We start from the raw sequence: 20,026 nt of genomic DNA on the forward strand, positions 1-20,026 counted from the left end.
CCGGCTCCTGCGCCATCACCGTCGGCTGCGGCCACCCCACCGGCAAAGGTGGCGCAACCGGCTCCTGCGCCATCACCGTCGGCTGCGGCCACCCCACCGGCAAAGGTGGCGCGGCCAAACCTACCGGCCACACCCATTTCGGCGCCGCCGGTTCAACCGGCCCGTCGCTCAATCGGGCAGATCGTAACCACGCTCATTTTGCTGGCGCTGATTGCGCTCACGCTGTTGAGCGGTTATGTGCTGATCACCCGGCCAGCGTGGGCTGAGCCGTTTATCGCGCCCATCCTGAGTGGTATCAGCCCAAACTCTTCGCTCAGCGGCCAGTTGCAAACGATTGTATACGATCTGGAAGTGACGGTGCCCGATGGCACCGATGAAGCGACACTGCGCGAGGCATTTCGCCAGGCTTATCGCGAACGTGTGCTGCGTGAGTACGGCGCCAGGGCGCAGATCAACGAGAATGTTCCACCGGTCTACACAGGTATAGGTGTGCCGGAGCAGATCGGCCAGGAAAACGGGCAAACAACCTACCGGGCGCGATTGTCAGGACAGGTGTGGGTGAGGGATCCGTAGTGAGCGCCATTGCCTCTGGCTCGTGAATCCGAAGAGACGCGCCATAGCGCGTCTCTTCGCGCAGGAACGGCTAGTTCCTTATTCTTCGAGGGTAGACACATCGCCTTCGGGCAGACCGAGGGCGCGCGCGCGCAGCACGCGGCGCATAATCTTGCCTGAGCGTGTCTTGGGCAGCGAAGTGACGAAGGTGATCGAGTCGGGCCGCGCAATCGGGCCGAGTTCATGGCCGACATGGGCGCGCAGTTTCTCTTCGAGATCGTGGCCTGGCTCGTAACCGGCGCGCAAGATCACGAAGGCGTGAATGGCGTTGCCCTTGACCTCGTGCGGTAGGCCAATTGCGGCGGCTTCGGCCACTGCCGGGTGGCTGACCAGAGCGCTCTCGACTTCGGCGGTACCCAACCGGTAACCCGACACCTTAATCACGTCATCGAGGCGACCGATCACCCAGATATAGCCGTCTTTGTCTTTGCGCGCGCTGTCACCGGCAGCGTAGTACGGCGGCACCTTCTGCCAGTAACCTTCGACGTAACGCTGCGGATCGTTGAGCACGGTGCGCATCATACCCGGCCAGGGATTCTTGATCACCAGCAAACCATCCTCATCCGGCGCGCAGGGGCTACCGTCTTCGTGTACGACATCGACTTCAACGCCAAGGAAGGGGCGCGTAGCCGAGCCGGGCTTGAGTGGCACCGCTGGCGTCGGTGTGATCATAAAGTGGCCGGTTTCAGTCTGCCACCACGTATCCATGATCGGGCAGCGATTGTGGCCGATCTTCTCGTAAAACCACTTCCAGGCTTCAGGATTGATCGGTTCGCCGACCGAGCCGAGCAAGCGAAGGGTGCTGAGGTTGTGGCGTGAGGGCCACAGGTCGCCAAAGCGCATCAAACCGCGGATTGCAGTCGGCGCGGTATACAGAATGGTAATGCCGTGTTTATCGACCATGCTCCACCAGCGGTCGGGATAGGGATAATTGGGAGCGCCTTCGTACATAAACGAGGTAGCGCCGTTGATCAGTGGCGCATAGACGATGAACGAGTGACCGGTAATCCAGCCTGGATCGGCGGCGCACCAGTAGCGATCTTCATCCTTGATGTCAAAGACAAACTTGAGAGTGGTATACGTACCCACCATGTAACCGCCGTGGGTATGCACTACTCCCTTGGGCTTGCCGGTCGTGCCCGAAGTATAGAGGATAAACAGCATATCCTCGGCGTCCATCTCTTCGGTTGGGCAATTGCCATTGGCGATCGGCAGACCGAGCAGATCGTGCATCCAGAAATCACGGCCTTGCTCCATTGGGACGCCGTGATTGGTATGGCGGAAGACGAGACAGGTTTGCACCGTCGGCGTGCGGGAGAGGGCTTCGTTGACAATCTTCTTCAGCTCAACCACTTTACCGCGCATGTAACCGCCGTCGGCAGTAATCAGCACCTTGCTCTTGGCGTCGGCCAGCCGATCGGCCAGCGCTGCCTCCGAGAAACCGCCGTACACCACGCTGTGCGCGGCGCCGATCTTGGCGCAGGCCAGCATACTAAACATTAACTCAGGGATGCGAGGCATGTAGATGGTGACGATATCGCCCTTCTTAACGCCCATGCTCTTCAGCACGTTGGCGATCCGTGACACCTCGTAGTTGAGCTGGTAGTAGGAGTACGTGCGCTGGCTGCCATCCTCGCCTTCCCAGATCAAGGCCAGCTTATTCTTGCGCCAGGTCTTGAGATGGCGATCGATCGCGTTGTACACGATATTGGTCTTGCCGCCGACAAACCACTTGTAGAACGGCTTGTTGCTCTCATCGAGCACCTTCTCCCAGGGCTGAAACCACTCCAACTGGCTGGCCATATCAGCCCAAAACTCTTCGCGATGAGTAATCGACCACTGGTACAGCTCATCGTAGGAATTGAAACCTTTGCTGCGAGCGTAAGCCATCACGTTCGATTGCTCAACAAGCGTCGGGTCGGGGTAGTACATCTCGCTGGTGTCGGGCAGCGCCACGTCGCGGGTCTCGGTCATAGATCGAACCTCCTTGTTGCGAATTTGCGCGGCAATGGGTTGTGACAGCGGATACAACGAATTATAGGCGGGGCCGCGCCGCTATGTCAAACCGATACTCTGTGGATATTTTCACGATAGCGAAGAATTGTGAGCTGAGATTAAAGATACGGTAAAGTTTTGCGCAAACTGTTTGTCGGCGCATCGCACTGTTGAGGCAATGAGATGCGCCGACCGGTTGGCACGCTTGTTGTTAGAGATCGCCGCGGAGCAGCTCGATCGCTTCGCGCACCATATCGACCGTGGCATCGTCTTCGATGGTGCTCAGATCGCCAATGTTGTCGCCCTGGTAAACGGCCCGAATCACGCGGCGCATAATCTTCCCCGATCGCGTCTTGGGCAGCATACTCACGAAATGCACCGCTTTGGGGGTAGCGATCGGGCCGATCCGTTCACGCACGAGCTGGCGAATCTCATTGGCAATCTCATCTTGCATCTGCGGCGTGATGTGTTGTTTGAGCACGGCTACGACCAGCACGTCTTCACCCTTCAGCTCATCACGCACGCCGATCACGCTCGCTTCAGCCACTGCCGGGTGCGCCGAGACGACCTCTTCGATTTCGCGGGTGCCAAGACGGTGACCGCTGACGTTGAGCACCTCGTCGGCGCGGCCAAGCATGAAGAGATAGCCGTCTTCGTCTTGAATCGCGTAGTCGCCGGTCATGTAGAGCAGTTTATCTTTGAAGTGGCCCCAGTAGCCCTTCACAAACCGCTCATCATCATTCCAGAGCGTTAGCAAGGTGCCTGGCGGCAACGGCCCATGCTCAACGAGAAAGCCCTTCTCGCCGGGAGGAACCCGATTGCCATCAGCATCGACCACCTCAAGGCGATGGCCGAAGGCCGGTTTAGTCGGCGAGCCGGGTTTGATCGGCAGCAGTTCGACACCGACCGGATTGGTAACCATCGGCCAACCACTTTCAGTCTGCCAGTAGTGGTCAATTACCGGCACGCCGAGCGCATTGGTTGCCCATTCATACGTGGGGGCATCGAGAGGTTCACCGGCGGCATACAGGATCTTCAGCGAGCTAATGTCGGCGTCGCGCATCCATTGTTCGGGGAACTTGCGCAGCGCGCGCAGGGCCGTTGGCGCAGTAAAGACATGGGTAACGCCATACTTCTCAATCACGCGCCACCAGACGCCGGGATCGGGGTGATCGGGTCGGCCTTCGAAGACGACGGTGGGCACACCCTTCAGCAGAGGAGCGTAAACGATGTACGAATGGCCAACGACCCAGCCGATGTCGCTGGTGCTCCAGAAGACATCGCCGTCGCCGCAGTTGTAGATAGTGCTCATACTGGCATAGAGCGCTACCATGTAGCCGCCGGTATCGCGCACAACACCTTTCGGTTTGCCGGTGGTGCCTGAAGTGTACAGAATGTAGGACGGATCGGTGCTGGCCATTCGAGCCGGTTCGACATAACGTTCGCCCCGCTTAGCCAGTTGCTCATACCAGTCGAGATCGCGGCCCTTCTGCAACTCAACCGGAATGATGCCCCGATTCAAGACCAGCACATCGCGCACGCTATCGGTGTTGGCTTCGGCGAGAGCTTTATCCACCACCTCTTTGAGGGGCACTGGTTGGCCTTTACGCATGCCAGCATCGGCAGTCACGATCAAGACCGGTTCCGCATCGTCAATCCGCGATGCCAGCGAGGTCACTGAGAAGCCGCCAAAGACCACCGAATGGATCGCGCCGAGGCGGACGCAGGCCAGCATTGCGAAGATAGCTTCCGGCACCATCGGCATATAGATGATTACCCGGTCACCTTTGCGCACGCCGAGATTATGGAAGAGTCCGGCTAACCGATTGACTTCACGATACAGTTCGAAGTAGGTCAGCGTGCGTGACTGCCCTGTTTCAGCGCTTTCCCAGATTAATGCAGCCTGTCCGCGTTTGCCCCCCAGCGCGTGACGATCGACCGCGTTATAGCAGAGATTGGTCTCGCCGCCAACAAACCAGCGGGTGAAGGGCGGATTGCTGTTGTCGAGCACTTTGTCCCACGGTTTGAACCAATGAAGCTCAGTGGCGAACTCGGCCCAATAACCTTCCGGGTCTTCGATCGATCGGCGATAGACGGCTTCGTAGCCCACAGCGATCCTCCTCTGCGAGTATGCACAATCTATGCAAGAGAAACAACATGATTGCCCTATTATACCATTGTCAGTTCACACCTGACTGTCGCGAAAACGATGCAAAGCGCAACCTCATCGTTAAGAACTAATAACGATCGATGTGGATTCGCGGGTTTTTATGTTACCAAAACCGGGATTGGACTGCGATCAAGCAGATCGCGGGTTACATCCTGGAGCGAGAGTCGTTGCAACAGGCGTAGCCAGCTTCCTGGCGGCAGGCTCTGATCCGGCTCGGGCTGGTGACTGCCAATGGCTAGCACATCGTAATGGTGGCATTCGGCGATGATTGTCTCTTCAACCAGCCCGTTCAGGATCTGCAAGCGCGCCGGCACTTCTTGCTGGCGGAAGTCAGCCACAAGTTGTTCCAAGATCGCGCTAGTGTTCTGATCAATGCGCAGAGCGTGTTCTTCGGTGATCGGTGAAGTAGCAAAACCGTCAAAGTAGACCAGTTCTTGCGAAGAGACGTGCACGATGGTTATTTCTGCCTGCCATGCCCGCGCCAGCCGACCAATCAGCGGTACGCTGCGCAATGATTGGGCGCCGCCGGCGCTGGCCAGCGCGATCTGGCGAACCGGGGTGACGCGGCCATGAACGCGCAAGAAGGGCATCGACAATGAGCTGAGCAGGTTAAATTCAAGCCGTCGTTGCAACCAGTTCATTGGCGTTGACCCTGAGGTAAAGGCCGGGATGATCAGGAGGTCTGGCCGCTCGTGTTGGGTGGCTGACAGGATTGCCGTGGTGAAGTGACGCTCCTGGCACCAGTGCCGGACCTGAACGTGAGGCTCAGGTTGAAGTCGGGCAATAGCGTCAGCCAGCACTGTAGCTTCGTTGATTGGCGCAATCAGGGTTAACCGATCGGCAAGCGCGCCAATCAATGGCATGGCGAAAGTTATCAAGTCGGCTCGTTGCAGGCCTCGTCCAACGTAAAGGGCAAGATGCATAGGCAATTTTTTCGTAGGGCAGTGGCAAGCGTAGAGGCTTTTCTGGCTGGCAAACGTACACTTACACTTACCGCTACCATCATTATCAGCGTATGAACAAGAGCGCGAGGGGCACGATCAAGACGATAGCGAGAAATCCGGTCAGGTGAAGCGGCGAACGAACAATAAATTCTTGCAATTCGAGCAACGTTCGGGCGAAAGGTCGGTAGCAGAGCAACGCCAGCAATGAGAAGAAGGTGACACAAACCATCTCGATCAGCACGATGGTAAAGGCTGCCGAACCGCCGACAATCAATGCCGCGATCAGTGTGTCGATAAACGTGGTAATGTTTGCGCCCATAATGTATGGTAATGCATTTTCGCGCCGGATAACACCGCGTACCGTCAGCGGTACCAGCATTGATAGCGAGACCGAGACCGATAGGGTAAATGAGGTAATCGCGGCGCCGAGGAGAAACATTGCCAGAGGCCGGTAGAGTAACTGCCCGGCGTGACCGAATACGCTCTGACCGCCGGGAATATCGGGAATGCTGCGGTCAAGCAGACTAAATGCGCCAGGCAACGTTAAGGCGCCGATCACCAGCAATAACCACTCTGGCGCCATCCTGGCGATGAACGCCACTATCGGATCGATGAAGAGGTCAATGACCGAACTTAACGGACTGCTGGCGCTGGCATGCACAATCCCCACCCATTGTGAGCTAAGCAGCCAGTATCCTAACGCCAGTGCCGGCAAGTAGATTGCGGCAGTGGTCAGCAACGCCAGTACGCCGATCGAGACGCTGGCTGCGCGTCGATGACCGCGAAGATGGTAGATAAAGCCAACAAACAGCACGATAAAGGAGGCTCCTAACCGCGAGCCGGTAATCATGGTTAAGGTTTGCAGGCCGTCGATAGTGCCTGAAGCAAAAAATGTTACCGCAACTGCTGCTACGGGTGACCCGCTCAGAAAGATATAGGCCAGTAGCCAGCCAAAACCGAGGGCACTCATCGCTGAGTTAACATTCAGCCAGCCGACCAGAATGTGCCCATAGCCGGCAGCGCCGCGTTTGAGCAGTTCCAGGGCTAACACAAACACCAGAATGCCTGCGACAGCATAGGCCAGTCGTTGCCCAATCGCGCGCCAATTCCAGTGTGATCGGCGTGGCGATACTGACGCAGCAACTGACTCTGCCTGAACCAGTCTCTGATCGAAACCTGGCTCGACAACCGTAGTGGGAGCCGGCGATGATTGTTCGTGGTGAGGAGGGGACTCCATAAGATATTTCCTTGCCGACAGTCCATCAGCAGACAATGAAGCTGGTGATTTGATATGATAGGCGAGTGTGACCGATTTGAACAGGGAGTAAATGCATGAAATCAGCCCATCCTCAAGGTCATGTTGTTCAGATCAACGTTAATCCAAACGGTGGTGTGCCCAAATATGCCGTTCCTGCCGTCGAGATCACAATTGATGGCGCGCGCGGCGATCGCCAGCGTGATCGAGAGCATCACGGCGGGCCGCGGCGCGCCGTATCACTCTATTCAGCCGAGCGCATTGCTGCGCTTCAGGCGGAAGGTCACCCGATTGCGCCGGGCACAACTGGCGAGAATCTCACCATCGGCGGTCTCGATTGGGATCAAATCGCCATCGGTGACCGCTTGCTGATCGGCGCATGGGTTGAACTCGAAATTACCGAATATACCACGCCGTGCAACACGATTGCCGGCTCGTTTCAACGCGGCTGGTTCAGTCGCATCAGTCAACGCCTCTACCCCGGCTGGAGCCGCCTTTATGCGCGAGTGATCAGCGAAGGCGAAGTGCGGGTTGGCGATCCGGTCATTCATTTGCGCGCCGGCGCCTGAGTGACACGCCGGCGCTGAGGAAGGAGTCTGTGCGCGCGATGCCATCAAGGCCGCGCGACCAGCACCGGGATCGGGCTGGCGCGAATCACTTTGTCAGCAGTACTGCCGACCATCAGTCGCTGCCAGCCACCTTGCCCGCGCGTTGCCAGCGCAATCGCATCAACCTGCAATTCACGGCTGAGCGAGAGTACAGCGCGCGCCGGTTGGTCGGCGCTGCCAACCGCAATGTCAGTTGGCACACCTTGCGCCTCAAGTCGGGCTGCCACTGTGGATAAGTATGCTTCTGCCTCCTGTCTTGGATCCGCTCCTGCCGTTGCGCTTCGGCGGGATTGGCGATTGATGATGCGGACGAGTATCAGGCGCGCCTCATCAATCGCAGCCAGTGCCTGTGCATGGGGCAACACCTGCTCAGATCGTTCTGAACCGTCAAGCGGCACCAGAATGCGACGCAGCGGCTGAGCTGCTCGTTGCGCCGGTTCGCCCGGTCGCATCAGCCAGAGCGGCGTATGAGTCAGGCGAAGCAGCGCTTCCGCGACGCTGCCGAGCCAGAAATGCTCAAAACCGCTCCAGCCGTGGGTTGTCATAACGATCAAATTTGCCTGGATAGCCTCAGCATGAGCGGCCAGGCTCTCGGCGACCGAGCCTTCAAGTCGTGTCACAACTGTCGAGATGCCTGCGAGCGTTGGTGAGCTGGCAATCTGGTTAAGATAATACCGTTCGTGCTCGGCGGCCAGTGATTGTAAATCGGCATCGATAATGGGTAGCGTCTCGATCACGATTGGCGTGAGTGAATTGGGATAATGCACATGCACCAAATGGATGGTTGCATTGACCGCGCGCGCCAGTCGCGCAGCGGCAGCCAGCGCTTGTTCGCCAACCGGCGAGCCATCGAGTGGGACGAGGATAGTGTGAAACATCGCGTGCCTCCTGCTTCTATCTCCTGGCCTGGGCTGATGTCAGGGCGCGCTACGCTGCCGGTTTCAGCTTGGGCCTCCTCTCATCCGCAGGAATCAAGGGAACTCAGCGCAAATCGATCCAGGTCAAGCGCCATCGGTCATTCTCCTTAAGCAAGCGGGCTGAAAACGGTTGTGGTTGAGAACCGTCAACATAGTTGAGTCTACCGCTAATACTGGCGCTGCTACCTTCAAGCGTGCTGGTAATCCGAATTTGGGTTATGGAAATGCCGCTGACTGCGCGAAAGCGCTGGCGATCCGCGAAGAGTCGTTCGAGATCGCGGCGCGTGATGGTAGTCTCCGGCGAATCGGCAAACAGCGCCAGCGCAGTGTCACTATCGTTGCGCAGACCGGCTGCCATAAATTGCATGACAACCTGCTCGATCGCCTGGGTCTCGCCAAACAATCCACTAAGGAGGCGCCAGCCACCAAAACCGAATAACATGCAACTGAGCAGAACGGTCAACAACAGGATCGCCACGCCGACCACTGTCCAACGCAACCATCCGGTTGCTGGTGGTTGGGTTGGATTGGGGTAAACGGTCATGATGGCACTCCTGAGGATATGAAGCTATTTGTAGCTCTATGATAGCAGACTGCGGCAATGCATCCAGGTCGTAGTTGCAGGTATTTGAGCGGCAATTGCACAACTCTTGCGCGTGAGCAACGAAGATAAGCGGTAGCAAATCGGTTTGGGTTGGATAGCCGTTCATCCCGCGTTGCGCGATTGCTCGCTTGCGAGTACAATCGGCCATGCAGCCGGATGTATGACAGATACGGGAGGCGTATGCGTATTGTAGCGATGATCATGGCAGGCGGCGAAGGCACTCGCCTGAGTGTGCTCTCAGAAAAGCGCGCCAAACCATCGGTGCCCTTCGCCGGGAAGTTTCGCATTATCGACTTTACCCTCTCGAATTGCGTCAATTCTGGAATCTTTGATGTGGCAGTTTTGACGCAATACCGGCCTCATTCGCTCAACGAACACATCGGCATCGGCAAGCCTTGGGATCTCGACCGCGCGCGCGGTGGGGTACGGTTGTTGCAACCGTACCAGGGGCGGCGTGATGAGTCATGGTACCGGGGCACAGCCGATGCGATCTACCAGAACCTGAACTACATCCAGGAGCGGCGCGCCGATCTGGTGTTAGTGCTTTCTGGCGATCATATCTACAAAATGAATTATAACGACATCATCGACACCCATCTGCGCAAACGCGCCGATCTGACCGTCGCGGTAATGGAAGTGCCACTTGAGGAGACCGATCGCTTCGGGATCATGACGACCGATGAACACGATCGGATCGTTGAGTTTACCGAGAAACCCAAAGCTCGCGATAAAGGAAATCTGGCGTCAATGGGTATCTACGTCTTTAACGCCGATATTCTGATTCAGCGGCTTTCCGAGGGTAGCCCAGAAAAGCCGCGGATCGATTTCGGCAAGGATGTCATTCCGGCAATGGTGTCTAATGACCGGGTTTTTGCCCATCGTTTCAAAGGTTATTGGGTCGATGTCGGCACAATTCAGTCGTATTGGGAAACGAGTATGCAGCTTCTCGATCCGACGCTCGAATTTGACCTGTTCGATCCGACCTGGCCAATCCGCACTCGTAGCGAAGAGCGTCCACCAGCCAAGATCGGGCCGCAGGCTCGGGTCACGCAGTCGATCATTTGCAATGGCTGCACTATTCGCGGCACTGTTACCCATTCAGTGCTGTCACCGGGGGTGTATGTCTCGCCAGGGGCAATTGTGCGTGATAGCGTGGTTATGAACGATACCTGGATCGGGCCAGGGGCAGTACTCGATCGGGTGATCGTCGATAAGAAAGTTGTGGTTGGACACGGCGCCCGGCTTGGTTTCGGCGATGATCTGACCGTGCCCAACCGCAAGCAACCCGATAAGCTCAACAGTGGCGTAACAGTGGTTGGCAAAGCGGCGCACATACCTGCCGGCATCACCATCGGTCGCAATGTGGTGATCAATGCCGACCGTAATGCGGAAGATTTTCCTGCCGGTGATGTGCCGTCGGGAGAGACGATCTGACCGCGAGCGTTTGACAGGAACTGAGCACGTTGGCGCGCTACGCTAACCGCTGTTGCGATAATGGAGTCGTTATGATACGCACATTGGTGATGATCCTGGCCGGGGGCGATTCGCCGGCATTGAGCGTGCTTACCGCCGAACGCACCGAAGCGGCAGTGCCGTTTGGCGGGAAGTACCGAATTATCGATTTTGCCCTCTCGAATTGTGTTAATTCGGGCCTGTACAACGTCGCCGTGTTGACCCAATACCGTCCTCGCTCGTTGCATGCGCATCTCGGCGTGGGTCGCCCGTGGGATCTCGACCGCGCGCAAGGTGGTTTGCGCCTGCTCCACCCATCACCAACACCTGCCGGTGGTGGATGGCAACGAGGCACGGCTGATGCCGTGCGCTACAATCTCGATGTGGTTGAAGATCAGCCAGTCGATGCAGTGTTGTTACTCGCCGGCGATCACATTTATAAGATGGATTATCGACCACTGCTAGAATTGCACGAAGAGCGAGCGGCAGATCTGACGATGGCAGTGCGCAGTATCAGTCCACACGATGCTCATCGCTATGGGATTGTGTCGGTCGGAAGCGATGGCCGGGTCGATCGCTTTGTCGAGAAGCCGCGGCGGGCCGATTCAAACCTGGCTTCGATGGGAATCTACGTGTTTCGGAAGCAATTTTTGATCGACCTGCTCCGCTCTACCGATGCGGTTGATTTTGGTCGTCATCTACTGCCGCAGATTGTGCAGAATGCGCGCGCTTATGCCTACAATTTTCAAGGCTATTGGGCCGATGTCGGCACTGTGCAGGCCTATTACGAAGCCAATCTGGCTCTGCTGGCCGAGACGCCGGCGCTCGATCTGTACGATCCCGAATGGGTGATTCACACAGTGAGTTCAGACCGACCGGGCGCCGAGATTGGCGCGCAGGCGCGGGTTCAAAACAGTCTGCTGAGCGATGGTTGTCGCGTATACGGTACGGTTATCGGTTCAGTGCTTTCGCCGGGTGTCGTGGTGGCGCCAGGCGCAGTAGTGCGCGATTCGGTTGTGCTTGGTGACGCGGTCATTGAGTCGAATGCGATCCTTGACCGTTGTATCATCGATGAAGGGGTGCGGATCGGTGAAGGGGCGCGGGTCGGCGAAGGTGACGACAATACGCCAAATGCGGAAACTCCCGAACGTCTGAATACCGGTCTGACACTGGTTGGTTTGAAAGCGCACATTCCACCTGGCACGCGGATTGGGCGCAATGTCGCTATCCGTCCTCGCGCACAGCCCGACTCCTTCCCTGCCGATGGCTGTGTGCCAAGTGGGGCAACCATCTAAGCCCGGCGGAATGTTACCTTGAAGAGCTGGTGCGTATGCCGTCAGTTGCCGATATTGCTATCGATCCATCTATCCGTTCGCGGTTGCAACAAGGGCATCCGTGGGTCTACCGCAATCATCTCATCGGCGCGGAACGGTTGCGCTCCGGGCAATGGGTGCGCGCGCGCTGCGGTGGCCTGACCGTCTACGGCCTCTATGATGAGCAAAGTCCTATCGGCCTGCGAATCTTTAGTCGCAATGGTTTGCCCGATCAGGCATGGTTCCGCGAGCGCGTGTGGGAAGCCTGGGAATTGCGGGCACCATTGCGCGATAGTGGGCAGACCACCGCATACCGCTGGATCTATGGCGAAGGCGATGGACTACCCGGTATCGTGGTCGATCGCTACGGTGATTATGCTGTCATCCAAGCGTATGCCGAGAGCGCGCAGATGCTGGCGCCGGTGATTGCAAGCGCGCTGCGCGCGGTCGATCCCGAGTTACGCGGTATCGTGCAACGGCCACGACTTCACGAGTCAGAAGAAACTGAGGCGCAGCCGGCGCTGCTCTGGGGTGAATGGCCGCCGCGCGATCTGGTTGTGCAAGAGAACGGCCTCTTCTTTCAGGTCGATATGCTCTACGGGCAGAAGACAGGTCTCTTTCTCGATCAACGTGACAATCGGCGCGCAGTTGAAGGGTTGGTTGCCGGCGCTACTGTGCTCAACTGTTTTGCTTATACCGGCGGCTTTTCGATCTATGCGTTGCGTGGTGATGCCGCCGAAGTTGTCAGTTGTGATGTTGGTCGTGGCCTGGCCGCGGCGACAGAGGCCAATATTGCCCTGAACCGGTTGCCGGCGGAACGCCATCGGTTTGAGACGGAGGATTGTTTCGCCCTGCTTGATCGTTATGCCAAAGCCGGGCGAACGTTCGATGTTGTCATCCTCGATCCGCCGAGCTTTGCCCGCGCTCGCGCCAGTCAGCATGCCGCTCAGCGCGCTTATGTGCGGATCAATGCGTTGGGTATGCGTTGCGTCAGGCCGGGTGGCCTGCTGGTGAGCGCCAGTTGCACGGCCCAAATTGGTCCAGAACAGTTTCGCGCCATCCTTGGCGAAGCGGCAGCGCAGGCTCACCGTCGGGCGCAGATCATCTACGAGGCCGGCCATCCACTCGATCATCCGGTGCCTGCCGGTTTTCCTGAGGGTCGTTACTTGAAGTGCCTGATTGCCCGCGTGCAGTCGCTGGTCTAGCCGGCGGCGTGCTATAATGCGCCTATGCACGTACTGCAAATCTCGTGGGAATATCCACCTCATATCGTTGGCGGTCTTGGCCGGCACGTAGCCGATTTAGCGCCGGCGCTCACCGACCACGAAGTGAAAGTCACGTTGATCACTCCGCAATTGCGCGGCGGTGTCACTTTTGAACAGCAGGATCGATTGGCAGTCTGTCGGGTGGCAATTACGCCGATCGATAGTGATGATTTCCCAACGCTCGTTTACCACGCTGGCCGCCAGCTTGAACAGGCCGCCCAGTCCCTCTTTCCCGGCGGGCGACCTGATCTGATCCACGTTCACGATTGGTTAACTGCCGAAGTCGGGATTGCGCTGAAACATCTCTGGCGAGTGCCCCTGATTGCGACTATCCATGCCACTGAACGCGGGCGCGGGCGCGGCAATATTAACGGCTATCAATCGCAACGGATCAATGATCTGGAGTGGCGATTGACGTACGAGGCCTGGCGGGTGATAGTTTGCTCGCACTTTATGGCTCGCCAGATCCGTGACTATTTTACTACTCCACCTGACAAGATCGATGTCATTTCCAACGGTGTCCATATTCCGCCGCAACCGTTTGTCACGCCGGCTGAATGGGTGGCCTTTCGGCGTCGATTTGCCGCCGATAACGAAGCGCTGGTTATCTTTGTCGGGCGACTGGTTTACGAAAAAGGCGTTCATATTTTGCTGGAGGCCTGGCCGCGGGTAGTGACCGAAATGCCGGCCCGCCTGGTAGTCGCCGGCACGGGAAGCGCCAGCGATGAGCTGAAAGGTCGCGCCGCAGCGCTGGGTGTTCCGGTAGAGTTCCTCGGCTTCATCAGCGACGAAGATCGCGACCGTCTGTACGCTGTTGGTGATGTCGCCGTCTTTCCATCACTCTACGAGCCGTTCGGTATCGTTGCCCTGGAAGCCTTTGCTGCCGGCTGCCCGGTGATCGTTTCTGATGCCGGAGGCCTGGCCGAGGTAGTGCAGCATGAACTGAACGGTCTGGTAGTGCCAGCCGGCGATGTTGGGGCGCTTGCTAATGCGCTGCTGGTCAGTTTGCGCTCGCCTGCCGACTCGCGGTTGCGCGCCGCGCGTGGCGCCGCGCTGGCCCGCGCCTACTATACCTGGAACCGGATTGCCGGTGAGGTGAAGGCAGTGTACGATCGAGTCTGGACAGAATGGAAAGCTGTGGCCTGGGGCAAAGAGATGATACGTCGCGCTTGAGGTGGGTGCGGTGGCTCGGTAGCGGATCCTGGTATCGCCCGCTATTACGCGCCTGAGCGTTTTTGCAACAACATGCAGTAGGGAGTGCGTATGCCCGGAAATACGTTCGGTCATGTGTTTCGGGTCACAACCTGGGGTGAATCACACGGCCCGGCGGTCGGTTGTACGGTTGATGGCTGTCCCGCCGGGTTGCCGCTCGAGGTTGCCGACATTCAGCGCGAGCTTGATCGCCGGCGGGTTGGGCAAAGCCGGGTCAGCTCGCAGCGACGGGAAGCCGATGAGGTACATATCCTGTCTGGCGTCTTTGAAGGGCGCACGACTGGCACGCCAATTACGATGGTTGTTTACAACACCGATGCCAAGTCGCACCACTACGAAAATATTAAGGATAGTTATCGGCCCGGTCATGCCGATTATACCTGGGATGTAAAGTACGGCTTTCGCGACTGGCGTGGCGGTGGACGTTCATCGGCGCGCGAGACAATCGGTCGCGTGGCAGCCGGCGCAATTGCCCGTCGGCTGCTGGCGACTGTAGGCGTTCGGATTGTTGGCTATACCCTGCAACTGGCCGATCTGCGCGCTGAGGTTTTCGACGAAGATGAGATCGAACGCAACATCATGCGTTGCCCCGATGCGCGGGTCGCAGCGTTGATGGTTGAGCGCGTGGATCAGGCTCGACGTGAACTCGACTCGTTGGGTGGGATTGTTGAAGTGCGCGCGCGCGGCGTTCCCCCCGGTCTGGGCGAACCGGTCTTCGATAAATTGCAGGCCGACATTGGCAAAGCGATGTTTTCGATCCCGGCGATCAAAGGGGTTGAGATCGGGGAAGGCTTTGGCGTGGCTATGCTCCGTGGCTCGCAGAACAATGATCCGTTTATTCGGCGGGAAGATGGCTCGATTGGCACTGCTTCCAACCACCACGGCGGCATGCTGGGAGGTATCTCGACCGGTGAAGAGATTGTCGTGCGATTGGCGGCAAAACCGCCGGCCAGTATCGCGCGTCCACAGCAGACGGTTGACCGTGAAGGGAATCCGGTGACCATCGAGGTTCACGGTCGCCACGATCCGACCGTGCTGCCACGTTTGGTGCCGGTTGCCGAAGCTATGCTGGCCCTGGTGCTGGCCGATCATCTGCTGCGCCAGCGTTTGGCGCGGGTAACATGGCTGGAGCATCACGATGACTGAACATAATCAGAAGATCGATGCGTCGCGAAACTGGCTATTGCCATTGGCGCTTCTTGCCGGGTTGAGCTGGGCGCTGGTCATTGCGATGGTAATTGGCCTTGATCTGGCGCGAGGCCCAAACCTGCTCTCTCCGCTGCACCTGATCTTTCACGGGATGGCGCTGGTGACGGGTATCATCACCTTCTTCCCGCTCGAAAAGCGGCTCGATCTCCCTGGTTTGACGGTTGAAGGCGCGCTAGGAAGCTGGCTCCTGCTGGTAACCATTGCGATTATCCCGGCGCCAACCGGCACACTGCTCGATCCACCTGACATGCCGGTCTACGCGCTCATGATCTTTGCCGTGTTTCTGTTGGTGTCTGCTATTGTCAGGCCGGTGATCGCTGCCCTGAGTCGACGCTGGCTGGCGCTCAAAGCGTGGGCGCGCGATAATCGTCGCGCGCGGCGGGAAGCGTATGAGATCGGCCTTTTTGCGGCGATGACGCTGGCCCTGGCAGCGTTGCGCGCGCTCGATCCGATCAAACTGATCGCGCTGGCATTGATGCTGGTATTGGTTGAAATCATCTTTCTTTCGCTCGTTGGGGTCGAATCGGCGACATGAAGGAAGGGACAGGCGCGCGCGGCCTAACGATCATTCAAAGATTTGTAATGGCTATGCATGAGTGGTGCGGCAATGCGAGAGCACATTGCCTGATAATGAGCGAGTAACAACCGGGCAGAATTTGCCATCACACGGAGAAAGAGACGGCTATGATTCGGATTGCCATTATCGGTCTGGGACTCATCGGCGCATCACTGGGTATGGCATTGCGCAACGCCGATCCCAAAGAGTCGCCGCTCGGCGCAGTTGAGGTAATCGGGTATGACCGCGAGCCGCGAGTGGTGCGCGCGGCGCGTGGTCGGCTGGCAATCGATCGCGAAGCGCATTCTCTGGCCGAAGCCGCGCGAGAAGCTCAGATCGTCATCGTCGCCACGCCGGTGCGGGCAATCCATGAAGTATTGAGCGAACTGGCTACCCTCTTGCCTGCCGGGGTAATTGTCACCGATGTGGCGAGCACGAAGGCGCAGGTTTGCCGGTGGGCTGCCGATTTGTTGCCCGCTACAGTCAGTTTTGTCGGCGGTCACCCGATGGCCGGGCGCGAACGTTCAGGCCCAGAGGCCGCCGATCCCGATCTCTTCCGGGAGGCGATTTATTGTCTGACTGCAACCAGCGCTACGGCGCCACAGGCGATAGAGGTGGTTGAGGCGCTGGTGCGCGCAGTTGGCGCCAAGCCCTACTACATCGATCCGGAAGAACACGACGCCTACGTTGCCGGTATCTCTCATCTTCCACTCTTGCTCTCGGTGGGGTTGGTGACCACGACTAGCGCGACTCCGGCCTGGAAGGAGATGGCGGCGCTGGCGGCAACCGGCTTTCGCGATGTGTCGCGACTGGCTTCGGGCGATCCGCAGATGCAGCGCGACATTTTGCTAACCAACCCTCATGGCCTCGCTCGCTGGATCGATGAGATGATCCGCTTTCTGGTGACAGTGCGCGAGCAGATTAACACCGGCGACGCCCCGGCCATCGAGCAGATGCTGCAACAGGCCAAAGCTGCGCGCGATGCCTGGCTGGATAGCAAACCCCATTTGCGCCCTGGCGAAGCCGATTTTAATGCCATGCCGACAGTCGAACGACCCAGTCTGCTCGGTTTCCGCTTCCCGAAGCGGGAGAAGTGAAGACAGACTGGCGAAACGTTTCATGATTGAGCTGGCGCTCACCCGTCTCTACGCCAGGCGTGCTGGCTAAGATTGCGCGGGTGAGCGCAGCGTTCAGTTTCCCCCCCGCGCCGTTATTCGATCCTCTGAGCCGTGATCGAGTATGAAATGGCAACGCGCCCGATCATCGTGTTACGAGCGGCACATAAACGATGCTATCGGGCGCGCCCCAAAAACCGCTATACAGGGTATAGCCGCCACCGCCGACCACGCCAGCATCGGCCTGACCGATGGTGCTGCCGAGCGAATAGCTGCCACTGGCGCTGAACAACGCGCCACCGCTATCGATAGTGTACCAGACAAGCTGATAACCGCTGTCTGCCGCAACGGCGCCAATCAGCCAGCTTATGAGGAGAACGATCAAGCTGCGCTGGATCCATTGTTTCATCGTTGCTCCTCCTCTGCAAACCTGGGTGGCGAGAGCGTCGGAACGCTATGCGCGCGCAGCGTTTCCGGCAACCCATACGCTTCGGGGGCGAGATAGAAACCGCGCTCGTTTGTCGGCTTGTTCACTTCCGTTGCTACCGGATGGGCGCGCAGATATGGATCGTTGCGGGTTGCAGTCACCTCCCACGACACCTGCGCTCCAGATACCCCACCGGCGATGCGGAACTGATTATGCTCGATGGTCTGGGCAATATGTAAATTGGGCATCGCCGCGCCGATAGGGGTCAACTGGTAGAGAAACGGTCCGGTATTGATCGCCGCAAAGTAGTCGGGGAGTGTCACAGTAGCGCTACCGGTATCGTCGAGCGTAATGATACCGTTGTAGACGTTTTGAATCGCAGGACCTTCCTGGGCAAAGTGGTAGAGGTACTTGTTGGCCGGATCCAGAGGGTGATCGATCACAAAGGTCTTTACCCCGGTGGCCTGTAAATTGCCATCTACTCTCACCCCCTGCCCGCCGCTGAAAAAGCCGGCATAGCCGTTTGGACTTGTTACAAAGCCTCGCACACCATAGGTCGTGCCGCTGCTGGACGTAGCCTCTCCAACGACACCGGTGCCATTTTGGTAGGCCGTTCGACCCCAAACACCGACTCCAACGCCCAGCGTATTTGAGATTACATCTCCAAACACTCCGACACCACGCGCAGAGGAGCCTAAGACACCGATGCCGCTGTCGAGGTGGTCTCCTCGCACTCCTACCCCGGCTGGCGTGTTGTTGCGATTAATGCCGCGTACCCCAATAGTGTTTTGCAGAACGCTTGTGCGTGCCGCCTCGCCCAGCACGCCGGCTGCATTCTCGCTTGCCGATCGCGTGACGCCATACACGCCGATTGTCGGGCCGGTGACGGCAGTTGCTTCGCCGGTAACACCCGAACCGTTGCTGCTGGCGCTTAGACCGTAAACCCCCACCGCATCACCACTACCGGAGCTGGCAAAGCCGGCGATGCCGCGACCACCGTTGCTATCGCTCCGACCGTACAAACCATATGAGAGACCGGTCGTGGTTGTATTCCACGCCAGAAGGCTACTGCCGCTCACATTACCGGTTACCTCAGCTCCCGGACGCAAACTCAACGCATAAGGCGTTGCAGTCAGCGCCTGTCGTGGCGTCAGCGTCGTGAAAGAACCACTGCCGCTCGGACAACGCACGGCTACTTCCAGCCAGCGCGATTGGCCGGTGAAGGCGGTACTGCCGAAATCGAGCGCCGGCACAGTAAATAGGCCACCGGTGACCGTTACCGTGCTGGTCTGAGTCGAACCGATCTGTGCCCCGCCGGTAGCGTTGTCCCACAACGAAAACTGGGTATCGCACACGCCGTTGACCGGCGTGCCATCGTGATGCAGACGACCCTGGTAGGTGAAAGCTGAGCCGAGATTTGCCGTCAGAATCACCTCGCCGGGAGCGCCCGATTCGGCCTGCGCCATAGTTGCCAGTAACGCTATAGATAAACTAATGATGACAATGTTTGCCCACTGCCGTTGCATAGTCCGATCACCTCCTGCAAATCGCGCTTTGCTCTATGTCATCAGGCCACTCCTGATTGACACATAAGGGTTGTGCTACGAACTCAACATAGCGGAACAACGGAGGCAACCGGTAGACAATGGTTTGTGACCAGATGTCGTAGGCGTAATGGTACAGTAGAGGCAATGATCACCAGCCCATTACGGTACGCGCTGTTTCGCTGGAGCAACAATTGGCGTCAGAACTCGCTGCTCTCAGTGTATTGAGGTGCCTCGCGTGAGTCAAGCAAGCGGGATAGGCCAATACTCCCAATTTGACAACTCTGCTGCGATTTCGTATAATAGCAAGGCGTTGAGCGCCCAGGTGGCGGAATTGGCAGACGCGCTAGGTTGAGGGCCTAGTGAGCTAACCACGCTCGTAAGGGTTCAAGTCCCTTCCTGGGCACCAGACGTGAGGGCGATTAGCTCAGCGGTAGAGCACCTCGCTTACACCGAGGGTGTCGGCGGTTCGAACCCGTCATCGCCCACCATATGCTGGTAGTGGCAGGCCAAGATAGCTCAGTTGGTAGAGCATCGCACTGAAAATGCGAGGGTCGCCGGTTCAAGTCCGGCTCTTGGCACCATCAATGTCACACCTGCGCTGTCTGACAGCGCAGGTGTGACTGTTTTTTTTCGTGGTCAAGCAGGTGAGTGAGAGCAGGGATGTACGTTTGCCCGGTGAATGAATGGTCGGAGGTCTGCCACTCGCGGCGTTCGTTGCAGGAGCAGGGGGGTGACTACCGACTCCAGCGGGAGCGGGGGCGGTCGTTGTTGTTTCACCCAATGGGTTGGGTTGTGGACGCGGGAGGTCGGCAGGGTTGCGCTCAT

The 20,026-nt window shown here is 58.1% G+C and carries 16 protein-coding genes, 3 tRNA genes and 1 pseudogene; 12 read left to right on the forward strand and 8 right to left on the reverse strand.

Going from position 1 to position 20,026, the window contains the following annotated elements; genetic code table 11:
• A pseudogene (locus Q0650_RS15985) lies at positions 1–573 on the forward strand (serine/threonine protein kinase); the annotation flags it as partial.
• A gap of 78 nt (positions 574–651) precedes the next feature.
• On the opposite strand, the gene acs reads toward Q0650_RS15985, so the two are convergent.
• The 4 genes from acs to Q0650_RS16005 all read right to left on the reverse strand — a co-directional run bounded on the left by acs (position 652) and on the right by Q0650_RS16005 (position 6,958).
• A complete protein-coding gene (gene acs, locus Q0650_RS15990) occupies positions 652–2,586 on the reverse strand; it encodes an acetate--CoA ligase (RefSeq protein WP_298820753.1) in 1,935 nt (644 codons plus the stop codon).
• Between the two features lie 232 nt (positions 2,587–2,818).
• Positions 2,819–4,717, reverse strand: a complete 1,899-nt coding sequence (gene prpE / locus Q0650_RS15995) for a propionate--CoA ligase (RefSeq protein ID WP_298820755.1) — start codon at positions 4,715–4,717, stop codon at positions 2,819–2,821.
• A gap of 158 nt (positions 4,718–4,875) precedes the next feature.
• A complete protein-coding gene (locus Q0650_RS16000; RefSeq protein WP_298820757.1) occupies positions 4,876–5,700 on the reverse strand; it encodes a universal stress protein in 825 nt (274 codons plus the stop codon).
• A gap of 85 nt (positions 5,701–5,785) precedes the next feature.
• Entirely contained in the window at positions 5,786–6,958 is a 1,173-nt protein-coding gene (locus tag Q0650_RS16005; protein WP_298820759.1) for a hypothetical protein, read from the reverse strand.
• Positions 6,959–7,053: 95 nt separating this feature from the next.
• Here Q0650_RS16005 and Q0650_RS16010 point away from each other — a divergent pair, with 95 nt between their 5' ends.
• The gene (locus tag Q0650_RS16010; protein WP_298820761.1) at positions 7,054–7,545 is read left to right on the forward strand and encodes an MOSC domain-containing protein; all 492 of its coding nucleotides are present in this window, start codon (positions 7,054–7,056) and stop codon (positions 7,543–7,545) included.
• A 44-nt stretch (positions 7,546–7,589) separates the two neighbouring features.
• On the opposite strand, the gene Q0650_RS16015 is transcribed toward Q0650_RS16010, so the two are convergent.
• Positions 7,590–8,462, reverse strand: a complete 873-nt coding sequence (locus Q0650_RS16015) for a universal stress protein (RefSeq protein WP_298820763.1) — start codon at positions 8,460–8,462, stop codon at positions 7,590–7,592.
• Between the two features lie 103 nt (positions 8,463–8,565).
• Positions 8,566–9,045 carry a hypothetical protein gene (locus tag Q0650_RS16020; protein ID WP_298820765.1) on the reverse strand — a complete coding sequence of 160 codons (480 nt, stop codon included), beginning with the start codon at positions 9,043–9,045 and terminating at the stop codon, positions 8,566–8,568.
• Positions 9,046–9,285: 240 nt separating this feature from the next.
• Here Q0650_RS16020 and Q0650_RS16025 point away from each other — a divergent pair, with 240 nt between their 5' ends.
• From Q0650_RS16025 to Q0650_RS16055, 7 genes are all read left to right on the forward strand, one after another.
• Complete coding sequence (locus Q0650_RS16025) at positions 9,286–10,539, forward strand: glucose-1-phosphate adenylyltransferase (protein ID WP_298820766.1); 1,254 nt, start codon at positions 9,286–9,288, stop codon at positions 10,537–10,539.
• A 71-nt stretch (positions 10,540–10,610) separates the two neighbouring features.
• The gene (locus Q0650_RS16030) at positions 10,611–11,852 is read left to right on the forward strand and encodes a glucose-1-phosphate adenylyltransferase family protein (protein WP_298820767.1); all 1,242 of its coding nucleotides are present in this window, start codon (positions 10,611–10,613) and stop codon (positions 11,850–11,852) included.
• Between the two features lie 35 nt (positions 11,853–11,887).
• Positions 11,888–13,075: a class I SAM-dependent rRNA methyltransferase gene (locus Q0650_RS16035; protein WP_298820769.1), complete on the forward strand. Its 1,188-nt coding sequence runs from the start codon at positions 11,888–11,890 to the stop codon at positions 13,073–13,075.
• 24 nt (positions 13,076–13,099) lie between these two features.
• Positions 13,100–14,308 carry a glycosyltransferase family 4 protein gene (locus Q0650_RS16040; RefSeq protein ID WP_298820771.1) on the forward strand — a complete coding sequence of 403 codons (1,209 nt, stop codon included), beginning with the start codon at positions 13,100–13,102 and terminating at the stop codon, positions 14,306–14,308.
• Positions 14,309–14,398: 90 nt separating this feature from the next.
• Positions 14,399–15,493 carry a chorismate synthase gene (gene aroC / locus Q0650_RS16045; protein WP_298820773.1) on the forward strand — a complete coding sequence of 365 codons (1,095 nt, stop codon included), beginning with the start codon at positions 14,399–14,401 and terminating at the stop codon, positions 15,491–15,493.
• Positions 15,486–16,091: a hypothetical protein gene (locus Q0650_RS16050; protein WP_298820775.1), complete on the forward strand. Its 606-nt coding sequence runs from the start codon at positions 15,486–15,488 to the stop codon at positions 16,089–16,091. Before aroC ends, Q0650_RS16050 begins: the two co-directional genes overlap by 8 nt.
• A 149-nt stretch (positions 16,092–16,240) precedes the next feature.
• Positions 16,241–17,209, forward strand: coding sequence for a prephenate dehydrogenase/arogenate dehydrogenase family protein (locus Q0650_RS16055; protein ID WP_298820778.1), 969 nt, complete (start codon positions 16,241–16,243; stop codon positions 17,207–17,209).
• Positions 17,210–17,372: 163 nt separating this feature from the next.
• On the opposite strand, the gene Q0650_RS16060 is transcribed toward Q0650_RS16055, so the two are convergent.
• A complete protein-coding gene (locus Q0650_RS16060; RefSeq protein ID WP_298820780.1) occupies positions 17,373–17,636 on the reverse strand; it encodes a hypothetical protein in 264 nt (87 codons plus the stop codon).
• Positions 17,633–19,180 carry a hypothetical protein gene (locus tag Q0650_RS16065; RefSeq protein WP_298820782.1) on the reverse strand — a complete coding sequence of 516 codons (1,548 nt, stop codon included), beginning with the start codon at positions 19,178–19,180 and terminating at the stop codon, positions 17,633–17,635. Before Q0650_RS16065 ends, Q0650_RS16060 begins: the two co-directional genes overlap by 4 nt.
• Before the next feature lie 337 nt (positions 19,181–19,517).
• Between Q0650_RS16065 and Q0650_RS16070 the strand changes: the two genes are divergently transcribed.
• The 3 genes from Q0650_RS16070 to Q0650_RS16080 all read left to right on the forward strand — a co-directional run bounded on the left by Q0650_RS16070 (position 19,518) and on the right by Q0650_RS16080 (position 19,782).
• Positions 19,518–19,607, forward strand: a tRNA-Leu gene (locus Q0650_RS16070).
• A gap of 7 nt (positions 19,608–19,614) precedes the next feature.
• Positions 19,615–19,689, forward strand: a tRNA-Val gene (locus tag Q0650_RS16075).
• A gap of 17 nt (positions 19,690–19,706) precedes the next feature.
• Positions 19,707–19,782: transfer RNA gene (locus Q0650_RS16080), tRNA-Phe, on the forward strand.
• Positions 19,783–20,026: the final 244 nt, after the last annotated feature.

The sequence above is a fragment of the uncultured Chloroflexus sp. genome (assembly GCF_937129525.1).
GTDB lineage: Bacteria > Chloroflexota > Chloroflexia > Chloroflexales > Chloroflexaceae > Chloroflexus.